Here is a 13,134-nt window from a genome sequence, read left to right on the forward strand (position 1 = left end):
ATGAAAAGTTATTTAATAAGTGATAATGTAGATACATTTGTAGGAATGAAGATGGCAGGAATAGAAAGTATTCTGCTTCACAAAAGAGAAGAAATAGTAGAAAAGATTGAAGAATTAAAAAAAGATCAGGCAGTGGGAATTATAATAATAACAGAAAAAGTAGCGCTGTTAATACCAGATGTTGTAAGAGACATAAAATTGTCCAAGGAAAGACCTCTTTTAATAGAAATTCCGGATAGACATGGATCAAGTAAGGGTAGCGATGCTATATTAAGATATGTTAAAGAAGCTATAGGTCTTAAAATATAATGAGTTCCAAAAGATGAATAACAATAATTTTTTAAGAACTAAAGAGATACTATTAGGATAAGAATTTGCAGGAGGTTTGATTATGACCACCATTGAAGATAAGATAAGTTTGTTTTCTAAGATAATTTATGACAAAGTAAATGAAGAAAAAGAAGAGAAGTTGGAAGTTTTCGCTAAAGAAGCACAAAAAAAATTAGATATGGAAAAAGAAAAGATAGAAGAGCTTATGCGGAGCCTTCAAATAGATGTTTTAAAGAAATCTAATATTAGAGCCAATACAATAATTGCAAAAGAAAGAGTTAGTAAACAAAGAGAAGTGTTATTTCTTAAGGATAAGTTAGTTAACGATGCACTAGAAGATGTACGGAAAAAACTTATAGAGTTTGTTTCTTTAGCAGAATATAAATCCTATTTTAATAATGCTCTTAAAAGGACATTTGAGGGAATAAATAAAGGAAGCTACTATCTTATAGTATTAAAAAGAGATTACGCTCGATTTCAAAGGGACATTGATGCTATTGGGGATGAATATCCACAGCGAAAAGTTGAAGTGAGATTTTCAGAAGTGGACTTTATAGGAGGGGTAATGTTAAAAGATTTTGAAGGAAAGTTTAAAATAGATAATAGCATATATTCCAGGTTACAAGAAAGTAAAGAAATAATTGGTGTTAGGGTTATGGAAGTGCTAGCTTAGGAAGCAGATTATAGTTACAAAAGCTGATCTGTCTACTGATTTATCGAGGGAGGGAAAACATGGAAGGGAATATAATCGGAGTAAACGGTCCAGTTATAAAAGCTGAGCACATGACGGGCTTTAAAATGAGAGAAATGGTTATGGTAGGTGAGAAGAAGCTCATCGGTGAAATTATAATACTAGAAGAAGACTTTGCAACTATACAGGTCTATGAAGAAACAAGTGGACTTAAAATAGGTGAAAGTGTAATATCCACTGGTAGCCCTCTTTCTCTTAAACTAGGACCGGGGATACTTGGAAATATTTTTGATGGAATTGAGAGGCCACTAGAAAAGATAAATGAAATATCTTATGGGTTTTTACCAGAAGGCATAGGGCTAATTTCTCTAGACGAGGAAAAACTTTGGAATGTAGATATCACAGTTAAACCTGGAGATGAATTAAAACAAGGTCATATATATGCAACGGTTCAAGAAACTGAAACTATTGTTCATAAGATAATGGTTCCACCAGGAGTATCTGGAAGAGTAACCTGGGCAAGTGAAAGTGGAAATTATAATATAGAAACTGTAGTAGTTAAAATAAGTCAAGACGGAGAAGATCGGGATCTAAAGCTTTATCAATATTGGCCGGTAAGAAATCCAAGACCAGTAGCAGACAAAAAAACCATTTTCAAACCTCTTATTACAGGTCAAAGAATAATCGACATATTCTTTCCACTAGCTAAAGGAGGAACTTGTGCAATTCCAGGAGGATTTGGTACTGGAAAGACTATAACTCAACATCAGCTTGCAAAATGGTCTGATGCAGATATTATAGTGTACATAGGTTGCGGAGAAAGAGGAAATGAAATGACAGAAGTTCTGGAGGATTTCCCGAAACTTATAGACCCTAAAACTGATTTACCTCTTATGAACAGGACCGTACTTATTGCAAATACGTCAAATATGCCAGTAGCTGCAAGGGAAGCGAGTATTTATACAGGGATAACCATGGCAGAATATTTCAGGGATATGGGATATCACGTTGCTATAATGGCGGATTCCACTTCAAGATGGGCAGAGGCATTAAGAGAGATTTCTGGAAGACTAGAAGAGATGCCTGCTGAAGAGGGATATCCAGCATATCTTCCATCAAGAATTGCTGAGTTTTATGAAAGAGCGGGATATGTAGAGAATTTAAATGGCACAGAGGGTTCTGTTACAGTAATTGGAGCAGTGTCACCTGCAGGTGGGGACTTCTCAGAACCTGTTACTCAAAATACTAAAAGATTTGTTTCGGCTTTTCTAGGTCTTGATAAGAAATTAGCTTACGCAAGGCACTATCCAGCAATAAACTGGTTATCTAGCTATAGTGGTTACTTAACACTTTTAAGGGATTGGTATGAGGAAAATGTGGCCGTAGATATAATGGATCTAAGAGCAAAAATGCTTAAACTCTTATATGAAGAGAATAAGCTTTTAGAGATAGTTAAACTAGTTGGAGAAGATGTACTTCCGGATGAACAAAGGCTTATCATAGAGGTAGCAAAGTGCCTTAAAGTTGCATTCTTGCAACAAAACGCTTACAATGCGGTGGATACTTATGTACCTTTAGATAAACAATATAAGATGCTTAAAGCTATAGAGGTTTTTTATGATAATGGAAATTTGGCAGTTAAGGTTGGAATACCAATATCTGTTATAATGAACAAGGAGTTAATGGAAAAACTTTATAAAATGAAATATAATGTACCCAATGATAATCCGTCACTTATAGATGATTTAGTAAAAGAAGTAGCAAGCTATTTTAATGAACTTATAGAAAAATATAAATAAATATTAATAATAGTAAATATATATTTGCAGAAATCAGCAAGGGGGTCCAGCATGAAAAAAGAATATTTAATGTTAAATAAAATTCAAGGACCTTTAATTATACTTTCTAATGTAGAAGATGTAGCCTATGATGAAATTGTTGAAATATTGGTAGACGGAAAGTATAAGAAAAAAGGAAAGGTTGTTCAAATTTATAAAGACAAAGCCATAGTACAAGTATTTGAAACAACAACAGGTATGTCAGTAGACAATACTTCAGTGCATTTTAAGGGCGAATCTTTTAAAATGGCAATTACAAAGGATATATTAGGACGAGAATTTAATGGAATAGGTGATCCAAGAGATAATGGTGGAGAGATTTATTCTTCAAAGAAATATGATGTAAACGGAAGACCTATGAACCCTGTGGCTAGAAGGTATCCTAGAAACTATATACAAACAGGTATATCATCAATAGACTGCCTAGCTACATTAATAAGAGGTCAAAAGTTACCCATATTCTCTGGTAATGGATTAAATCATAATGAACTAGCAGCACAAATTGTAAGGCAAGCAAAAGTTTCTGGTGAAGAAAGTGATAAGTTTTGTATAGTATTTGGGGCTATGGGAATAAAATATGATGATGCAAACTTCTTTAAGAAAAGCTTTGAAGAAGCAGGAGTGCTGGAAAAGGTAGTTATGTTTACAAACTTAGCAGATGATCCTATAGTTGAGAGAATAATAACCCCAAGGTGTGCTCTGACTGCAGCAGAATATTTGGCGTTTGAAGAGGATATGCATGTGCTAGTAATCCTTACGGACATGACTAATTACTGTGAAGCGCTCAGGGAGCTTTCATCGTTAAAGGAAGAGGTTCCAAGTAGAAAGGGTTATCCAGGATACTTGTATTCAGATTTAGCTTCTCTGTATGAAAGAGCTGGTATGATGAAAGGTAGAGAGGGAAGTATAACACAAATACCTATATTAACAATGCCTAATGATGATATAACGCATCCAGTACCAGACCTGACAGGATTTATAACAGAGGGGCAAATTGTTTTAAGTAGGGGTATTGCACAAAGAGATATATATCCACCAGTAAACATTCTTCCTTCACTTTCAAGACTTATGAAAGATGGAATTGGTGAAGGATTCACTAGAGAAGATCATGCAGATGCGCAAAATCAAATATTTGCAGCATACTCTAGGGTACAAGATGTAATTGCGCTGGCTCAAGTTATAGGAGAAGATGAGCTTTCAGAAATAGATAAGATATATATGGACTTTGGTAGAGCTTTTGAAGATAAGTTTTTAAGTCAAAACTATGATGAAAACAGAGAGATGACAGAAACTTTAGATTTGGCTTGGGAGATTCTTGGTAAATTGCCAAGGAATGAGCTAGATAGAGTTTCACCTAACATTCTAGATAAATATTATAAAACAGTGGTGAAGTAGTATGGAAAATTTTGCACCAACTAAATCTACCCTAATGGCCGCTAGGAGCTCTTTAGACTTTTCGAAAAAGGGATTTGAGCTTTTAGATAAAAAAAGAAATGTACTTATAAGAGAAATGATGTCTTATGTTTCTAAAGCTCATGAACTTCAAGATGAGGTAAATGTAACATTTTCAAAGGCATATAAAGCATTAGAATCTGCAAATATAAATTCAGGAATAATAAATGTTGAGGACGTAGCAATGACAGTAGAAGAGGCTATGGACTATGAGATTCTATTTAAAAGTGTTATGGGAGTGGAAGTTCCTAAGATTGTTTTTGAAAAAAAAGAAATTAAGCCAAAGTATGGATTTTATAGAACTAGTGCGGCAATTGATGATGCAATGAAAGAGTTTAATAAGGTAAAGTATTTAACCTATGAGCTGGCAGAGGTAGAAAATGCTGTATACAGATTAGCCGTGGAAGTAAAGAAAACTCAAAAAAGAGCAAATGCACTTCAAAACATTCAAATTCCTAAGTTTGAGGAAATAGTAAAGTTTATTACAGAAGTTTTAGAAGAAAAAGAAAGAGAAGATTTCTTTAGATTAAAGGTAGTAAAAAAGAAACATAGGAAAGATGAGTAAAATTAAACTAATAAATACTTGAAAAGTTTAAAGATTAAATATTATGGCGCATATTAAGCTAAAAAGCTTGTATGCGCTAATTTTATTTAAAATAAAAAAATTATAAATGGATAATTAGAATAAGGAATATTCAAAATATTTTAAATGTGTTATAATGGTTTTATAAAAGGAGGTATATTGAAGTTGTAATAAGTTTAAAGTTACTAAATAAAATTTTAGGAAGTTTTAAGTTGAGTAGCATTAGTGTTTAGTTTCAAATGATATATACCAAATATATAATTATGAACAAAATTTTAAATAAATAATAAGAGGTGTAATATGGAAGAATATAGAGGGTATGCAATAGAAATCACAGAAAATAATGAAAAAGAATATCCATATAAGGTAATTGCAAGAAAAGGTGAAGAAGAGATAAAACACAAGGGATATAGCAAACTACAGGCTCTTGATCTTGTTAAGGAAACAATTAACCTATCAATAGCTAGAAATGGTAAATAATAAATATTTAGTATTTTTTTAAAGTATTTTTAATAAAAGTATTGCGTATTAGCAATATATATGTTATTCTAATTATGTTGTGATTGATAAAAATCAACAACAGCAAGATTTAATATGATTTAGACATTACCTTTTTAGGCATATCAGTAAATCAGATCTTAAATCTTAATATAAATAAAAAGGAGAAATGTTTAAATGGCAGATAAGACTATAGTATGTAAAGATTGTTCACAAGAATTCGTATTCACTGAGGGTGAACAAGAGTTTTATAAAGAAAAAGGATTCGAAAATGAACCACAAAGATGTCCTGATTGTAGAAGAGCTAAAAAACAACAAAACAATAGAGGATTTCAAAGATAATATTACTTAATAAAAATTGCCTATAGGAATTTATTCCTATAGGTTTTATTTTTGTAGAAAATTATTCTCTGATTTCCGCAAAATTATGATATAGTATATTTAAAGTATTGTATATTAAACAAAATGATAAGTAATGTATGATTTATAAAGGAGCGATTTGAACATGAAAAATATAAAATTAAGTAAAAGTAACTTGGATAAAATTAAAATACATAGTGGGATACTGCCAAAACCAAAATCAGCACATATTCATGGGGGAACCTATGAAGGAGAAAGACTTGAAGGTAAGAAACATGGAGAAGGAGTCTTTATTTACACTGACGGAAGTAAATATGTAGGCAATTGGAATAATAATCAGATGCATGGACAAGGAACTCTTACTTGGTCATGTGGAGAAAAATATATAGGTGAGTGGAGCAATGATGAAAAGCATGGACATGGAATATATACTTGGCCAGACGGTGAAAAGTATATAGGCAGTTTTGAAAATGGAGAAAAATCTGGAGAAGGTATATGTGTATGGCCAGATGGAGATATTTATGTAGGTGACTGGAAGGATGGTCTTAGACATGGTGAAGGCATTCATACTTGGTCACAAGGAGACAAATATGTAGGGCAGTGGGAAAATGATGAAAGAGAAGGTCAAGGAATGTACGTATATTCTGATGGGGTAATTGAAATGGGCCGGTCTAAAAATAATCAATTAATAAGATAAAATATATTACTAAAATAACAGAGGAAAGATTCTGTTATTTTTCTTTTTGCAACATTTAAATGGAACCTTTTCAGAGGCAATATAATACTATGTACAAACAAAAGAATCATTAAAGAAATAACTTAAGAAAGTGATTCTAAGAAGGAATTACTTGAGTATAGGTTAAAATTTTTTCCTTGAGAGAGGGTGAAATATATATGTGCTGCTGGCTAATAGCATTATTATTACTATGTGACAATAATGGATGTGATAATAATAGTAGTTGTTGTTGTTGCAATACTTTTATTATAAATGGCAATAAGAGACGTTGTAATAAAAATCATAATAAATGCAGATGTTAAATTTGCTGTAGTGAAACTTAAAAGGTTAATATATAAAAGAAGTAATCAAAGTAGTTTAAAATACAGAGGCTTTGGCTTTTACGCTAAAGTCTCTTATTAAATGGACGAAAATTATAATAAGTGAAAATTATAGTAAGCGAAAACACAAAGGATAGGTTGACAATATGATGAAATGGTATGGTGAAGCAATTGGAAAAGTAGTTCAAATTTTAAATTCAGATATAAGTTCGGGACTTACTGAAGATAAAATTAAATATATGAGAGAAAATTATGGAGAAAATATTATACTAAAACCTAAAAAGCCAAGTATTCTAAACTTAGTTATTGATGAAATAAAGCAATTATGGATGCTTATATCCCTTAGTTTAGTGGCTATGCTATGTTATAACGGATTATATATTATAGGGTGCATTGTAACTCTTACATTGATAATTAGTATTGCGCTATTAGTTAAGGCGGACTATAAAGAAGAAAAGAGTTTGAGGGCTATAGATAATTTAAACACGCCTTTTTCATATGTAATACGAAGTGGTAAGGTATGCCAGATAAGTTGTGAGGAAATTGTAGTTGGAGATATAGTTTTGCTAGAGAGTGGAGAATATGTTCCAGCAGATATTAGGATAATAGAATCTAAAGGGCTTAAGATAAAAGAGGTTGCAGTAACTGGTGAAAAATACGAAGTAGAAAAATACCCTATGGTGATAGAAGGAGAGGTTCTAAATCTTTCTGAACTTAAAAACATAGTGTTTAAGTCTTCTGTTGTTACCCAAGGGGAGGGGCTAGGTATAGTTATTGCTACTGGCATGGATACGCAGATAGGTGAAATAATAAAGGTGTTACTTGAACAGAAAAACAGCAATAGTGGTTTTAATACGGGGCTTACTAAGGCTTTAAATAAGATGTCTCTAATTACTGTAGTAGTAAGTATAGTTACTATAGGATTTGCTGTATACAAGAAATTTAATATTAATGAAATTATAAATGCACTTATACATATTGGTATAACATTTAATTTGCCAAGCTTTATTATAGTATTATTTATGTTTTTTGAAATTTTATTTATTAAATTTAAGAAAAAAAACATAGATATAAAGAATATTTCTGTTATATATTTTCTTTCCAATATAACTACAATATTTATGAAGAAACTAGGATCTGTTTCTGAGAATAAGCTTATTCTTAGAGATGTATATTGCAATAACATGTATATCGATGTTCGAAATGAAGGTCTTGAAATTGAAGATGCCATAGAAAGAATAATGAGTATAGCATTGCTTTGCAATGATGCAAAGTTAAAAGTTGAAAATGCTAATTCCTTTGAAGGCTTAGTAGAACAAACAATTCTTAAATTTTGCAGTGAAGCGTCAATAGAACTTAGTGAAGTTGATAGTAGGCAAGAGAGGATATTTCAAATACCCTATGATTCTCATAAAAGAATTAAAACTGTTGTAAATAGGATTGACAATAGGTATAGAGCTAATATAACGGGTGTTCTTGATAAGTTAATAAATAAATGTACACACATTTTAGTTAACGGTATAGAAAAGGAAATAAATGATGATGACATACAAGACATCATAAGTACGCATATAGCAATGTCTAACAAAGCCTATAATGTGGTGGCGTTTGGATACAGAAACTTTAATTATGAACCAAGTATTGATGAAAATATAGAAAGTAATTTAGTTTTTGTAGGTTTAATAGGATTTGAGAACCCCACAAAGGAAAGTTCATATGAAACTATAAAAACCTGTAAAGACATTAACGTTAGACTAATTATTGATGAAGAGGATAATAAATTAGCTGCATTTGCTTTTGGCAAGCAAGTAGGACTTGTACATAAAAAAGAAGAAATATTATCAGGTATAGAAATAGAACATATGAGTAAGGAAGAGTTTGACAGGAATATTGAAAGGATTAGTATTTTCTCAAAGATTTCTCCAAAACATAAGAGTGAAATTGTTAATACTTTAAATTCCAAGGGTAATTATATAGCTTCAGTAGGGGATACACTAACCGATTTGGAATATCTTAATAACTCCCAAATATCTATTTCAGCAGGAACCGAATGTAGCGCTATAGTAAAAAAACTTTCAAGTATATTTATGCTGGAAAATGATTTTAGTGAAATAATTAATTTAGTAAGGTATAGTAAAAGTATTATTAACTATGTAAGAGAAACAGTATTGTTTTTTATTGCTTCAGTGATGAGTGAGATATTTATTATATTAATAAGTTTAATTATTTTTGGCAAATTGCCATTTGAACTTGTTGAAATTTTATATTTAAACTTTATAATTATACCTATTTGTGGGATTTCAATTCTATTACAAAATAGAATTGCTAAACAAACTGTAAGTAATATTGACGGAGGTTACATAAGAAGATTCTCTATAAAGAATTCATTCTTAGCTAGTGTCATCTATTTTTCAATGCTTACTTTCATAGATAAGTTGTCCGTTATAAATAATCATCATGTTAGTTTTATTATTTTTGCTGTGTATGAAAATATATTTAGCTTAAAGCTATTAAATCAAAAAGGATTTTTTAAAAATAAAATTTCTTATGTACTGATTTTTTTAAATTTATTACTTCAAGGTATTTTTGTTTTATATTTAGTAAAATAACTTCACTTTCCTAAACTGGCATAAAATAAGTAAAAGAATGCTGATTAATTTAATACTTATTGGATAAGATAAAGTTGTGGAGGTGCTAAAATGCTTGAAAATATATTTGAAACAAAGGTTATAGGAAGTAACACCATTTTTTTAGATATACCAGAAGAAGAGTATTTTATTAATTATAGTAATTTATCAAACAAAGTAGCAGAGGAGATTACTTATAATTATTTCAAAGAAAGAAATAAAGTTGGAATACCTCATGTAAAGCATATTCGTGCAATTCCTAATATCCACAATGTTGAGATTGTAATAGAAGTAGAAAAGGATGGAACAATTTAATATGTTCTTATTAATAAATGCACTTTTAAGTAGGATAGTTTATCATGTCTAGGCCCTTGGTGTATTATGCAGCAACAATATTTATGGGATGCGTTACTTGTTTGATTTTAATTAATAATCTCATTTTAGGTGCAGCTATAGCTGCATCTTTTTTAGCTATAATGTATTTTACTATAGAAAAAAGGTTTTTTTACCTAGTTGTTTGTTTTTTTATCATTGGAACTGCAAATTATTACGCTTATTTCAATATTAATTTACCCAATTCACAAAATTTAAAAGTGAGGATTTCTGAAAAGAGCAAATATAATTGCATTGCAAAATCTGGTAACAAGAAGATTCTATTAGAAGGAAATGTTTTTAAATTAACAGAAGGTAGAAGTGTTTGGGTTAAAGGTAATTTTTATAAAAAAGCAGTTTATGAAAGAGGGATAGTTGGGACATATAAGGTTAATGATTATAAGATTTGCAATGAGGATTTAATTTCAAAAATTGAAAGTTTTAGAAGAGACTTATATGAGAAGTTCTCGAAAATACTGGGAAAAGAAAAATCAGCTATAGTAATGGCTGTGTGCTTTGGAGATAGCGGATATATAGAAAAGATACAAAAGGAAGATTTTAAAAAGTTAGGTATTAGTCACGTTGTAAGTGTATCGGGGCTCCACATGTCTATAGTTTATAAAGCTTTAGAACTTATTATTGGCTATAAGGTAGCTTTATTATTCTCTTTTGGATATATGATATTTACAGGTGGAAAAGCATCTACCATAAGAGCGTTTATAATGATTTTTATATTAAAGATATCTAGTAAGATTTATAAAAAATATGATAGTCTTTCATCTCTTAGTTTAGCAGCGGTTATACTTCTAATTATTAGGCCGTTTTCTATTCTTGATATAGGATTTATGCTTTCATTTCTTTGTGTTCTCGGGATTATAGTATACAATAAAAAGATGAAAAAAGTTTTATATAGATTGCCGAAAGTGTTAAATGAGTCCTTTAGTTTAAGCATAAGTTCACAAGTGTTTTCTATGCCTTATGTAGTTTTTGCTTTAAAAACTTTTAGCATAGGGTTTGTTTTAAGTAACTTATTATTATTACCGTTTTATACTGTGGTGGTTATACTAGGTAATGCTTGCTTGGTAAGTAGCTTAATTGACCCGATTTTCAATTTGATAAACTATGGATTGTTTACCGTTTTGATGATTTTAGAATTTATTCAGAAAAGTTTAGCATTAGCGTTGCCAGAACTGATATACTTTTCATATATAGACAGTTTAGTTGTGTTTGGGTTATATATATGTTATCTTGGAATTAAAAAAGGGTATGAACAATTTAAGTATGTTCCCCTTTGCATTATTTTTATTTTTGCATTTCAAAATTATAAGGTTTTTCCTGAGATTAGCTATATTAATGTAAATAATAATGATATAGTTTTATTGCAGTATAAAAAAGAGACAATTGCTGTGACCACGGGAAATATTAGTGCAAAAGATTTGAAAATACCTGTAAAAATAGATAAGTTTTTAAATGGATACAAGGGAGATTCAACTATAAGTATCGGTGGCAAATATAATATTAGGCTAATTAGTCTCAGAAATAAATTAGAGGTTGAGCTGTGTTTTTTAGAAAAATCAAACATAGAACCAGATTCTTCTGTATTTAACATAAGAGAGAGTACAGAATTTAAGTATAATATAAAGCTGAAAAAAGATGAAACATATACGCCACCAGGTACAATAATAAATAAATATATAATTATAGGAAATAAAGGTTTGAAATTTCCATAGGGTTGGAGGGGTTGCTTTGATTAACCATGCAGATTTAGAAAAGAAAATAAAAAAAAATGAATTTGATAACTGTTACATATTTTGCGGGCCTGATGAAAAATTGATAAAGGATTGCGTTAAAAGTATAACTGATAGAATATTAAGTAAGGAGTATATAGATTTAAATTATTCGAAATTCGATGGTAGCAAGGCAGATTTTGAGGTAATTATTGATGCTTGTGAAACCATGCCCTTTATGAGTGATAAAAAGGTAGTTGTAGTATATAGGGCTTCATTTTTAGAAGACAGTGCAGGAAGTAAGAGTTCTGGAGATTTAAAGAGTAGAAGCTTTGCTTTGATGAGTGAATATTTAAATAATCCTTCACCTAATTGTATTTTGATTATATATTATGTATTTTCAAATGACAGAGAAAAACCAAGTAGCAAAATAAAAAAACTAGATAAAAAGGCATGTGTAATAAAAGTTGATAAATTAAAAGGCGAATTTCTTCAAAAAAAATGTAGGGATTTATTTGAGGAGGCTGATGCGAAAATTGGAAAATCAGAACTTACGCTATTTTGTAGCCAAATAGATAACAATATTGATATTATATCAAATGAAATAGAAAAGTTAGCATCCTATGCTAATGGACGGGAGATTACAAAAGAAGATATATTTGCAATGATGCCTCAAAAGAGTGAAAATGATATTTTTAATTTAGTGGACTATTTATCTCAAAAAAATATTAATAAAGCTTTGGATATTTTAAATGAACTTATATTTAAAGGAGAAAAGATACCGTTTATTTTATTTATGATAGGAAGACAATTCAATATTTTATTTAATATTAAATTGGGGATTGACAGTGGTAAAACAAAAGAAATATTAGCAAATGAATTGAAACTTCATCCATATGTTTGTGAAAAGATGATTTCACAAAGCATGAAATTTACGTTAAAGGGCTTAAAAAGAAATATTGAGTTATGTGTTGATACAGAAAAGACATTAAAAAGCACTTCTAATGATCATAAGATAAATATTGAGGTTTTCATGATAAAGACTGTTATGTAAAAGATTAATATAATTTATTTACACTATGCAACAAAAATATAATAAACAAAAAAATAAAAAACCGGTGTAGATCACCGGTTATTTATTATGCAGTTAAAGAGTTTAACTTAGCTGCTAACCTAGATTTTCTTCTTGCTGCCTTGTTGATGTGAAGTATTCCTTTTGTTACAGCCATATCTAAAGCTTTAACAACACCTGCATATGTAGCTGTAGAATCTTCAACATTACCACTAACTATAGCTGCTTCGAATTTTTTTATCTTAGTTTTTAAAGCAGACTTAATCATTGTATTTCTAAGTGTTTTAGCCTCAGTAACTTTAATTCTCTTTTTTGATGATTTAATATTTGCCATTTGTTTTCACCCCCCTTTGTATTTAATAACGTTTCAGCAGCTTTGGGGAAAACTGCATACGAGTCTCTTTAATAGACAACTGAAATTATAGCATTAATATTAAAGCACTTCAAGTGAAATTTACTATGTACATGCAAATTTTAATAATAATTATGCTGAAAATGCGTTCTTCTAAGAATAGGAAAGGCTCATTT

General features: G+C 30.1%; 13 protein-coding genes. 12 read left to right on the top strand and 1 reads right to left on the bottom strand.

The genetic code is table 11. The features are described from left to right. The 12 genes from LGK97_RS03135 (at position 1) to holA (ending at position 12,588) form a co-directional block, all read left to right on the top strand. A complete protein-coding gene (locus LGK97_RS03135; protein ID WP_226258285.1) occupies positions 1-309 on the top strand; it encodes a V-type ATP synthase subunit F in 309 nt (102 codons plus the stop codon). Between the two features lie 82 nt (positions 310-391). Beyond that, positions 392-1,003 carry a V-type ATP synthase subunit E gene (locus LGK97_RS03140; RefSeq protein ID WP_226258286.1) on the top strand — a complete coding sequence of 204 codons (612 nt, stop codon included), beginning with the start codon at positions 392-394 and terminating at the stop codon, positions 1,001-1,003. A gap of 59 nt (positions 1,004-1,062) precedes the next feature. Further along, positions 1,063-2,820 (top strand): V-type ATP synthase subunit A, encoded by a 1,758-nt coding sequence (locus LGK97_RS03145; protein ID WP_226258287.1) that lies wholly within the window; start codon positions 1,063-1,065, stop codon positions 2,818-2,820. Between the two features lie 51 nt (positions 2,821-2,871). Continuing rightward, positions 2,872-4,254: a V-type ATP synthase subunit B gene (locus LGK97_RS03150; protein WP_226258288.1), complete on the top strand. Its 1,383-nt coding sequence runs from the start codon at positions 2,872-2,874 to the stop codon at positions 4,252-4,254. A 1-nt stretch (position 4,255) separates the two neighbouring features. Further along, positions 4,256-4,876 carry a V-type ATP synthase subunit D gene (locus tag LGK97_RS03155; RefSeq protein WP_226258289.1) on the top strand — a complete coding sequence of 207 codons (621 nt, stop codon included), beginning with the start codon at positions 4,256-4,258 and terminating at the stop codon, positions 4,874-4,876. Positions 4,877-5,194: 318 nt separating this feature from the next. Beyond that, a complete protein-coding gene (locus LGK97_RS03160; RefSeq protein WP_226258290.1) occupies positions 5,195-5,374 on the top strand; it encodes a hypothetical protein in 180 nt (59 codons plus the stop codon). Positions 5,375-5,569: 195 nt separating this feature from the next. Next, a complete protein-coding gene (locus tag LGK97_RS03165) occupies positions 5,570-5,734 on the top strand; it encodes a zinc-ribbon domain-containing protein (protein ID WP_165413721.1) in 165 nt (54 codons plus the stop codon). A gap of 163 nt (positions 5,735-5,897) precedes the next feature. Continuing rightward, a complete protein-coding gene (locus LGK97_RS03170; protein ID WP_226258291.1) occupies positions 5,898-6,449 on the top strand; it encodes an MORN repeat-containing protein in 552 nt (183 codons plus the stop codon). A gap of 505 nt (positions 6,450-6,954) precedes the next feature. Next, positions 6,955-9,417 (top strand): cation-transporting P-type ATPase, encoded by a 2,463-nt coding sequence (locus LGK97_RS03175; protein ID WP_226258292.1) that lies wholly within the window; start codon positions 6,955-6,957, stop codon positions 9,415-9,417. Positions 9,418-9,507: 90 nt separating this feature from the next. Beyond that, positions 9,508-9,750, top strand: coding sequence for a hypothetical protein (locus tag LGK97_RS03180; RefSeq protein ID WP_226258293.1), 243 nt, complete (start codon positions 9,508-9,510; stop codon positions 9,748-9,750). Between the two features lie 44 nt (positions 9,751-9,794). Beyond that, entirely contained in the window at positions 9,795-11,537 is a 1,743-nt protein-coding gene (locus tag LGK97_RS03185) for a ComEC/Rec2 family competence protein (protein ID WP_226258294.1), read from the top strand. Between the two features lie 16 nt (positions 11,538-11,553). Further along, entirely contained in the window at positions 11,554-12,588 is a 1,035-nt protein-coding gene (holA, locus tag LGK97_RS03190; protein WP_226258295.1) for a DNA polymerase III subunit delta, read from the top strand. Positions 12,589-12,673: 85 nt separating this feature from the next. On the opposite strand, the gene rpsT is transcribed toward holA, so the two are convergent. Then, a complete protein-coding gene (gene rpsT, locus LGK97_RS03195; RefSeq protein WP_226258296.1) occupies positions 12,674-12,940 on the bottom strand; it encodes a 30S ribosomal protein S20 in 267 nt (88 codons plus the stop codon). Positions 12,941-13,134: the final 194 nt, after the last annotated feature.

Origin of the sequence: Clostridium sp. CS001, assembly GCF_020443565.1 — a bacterium.
GTDB lineage: Bacteria > Bacillota > Clostridia > Clostridiales > Clostridiaceae > Clostridium_AD.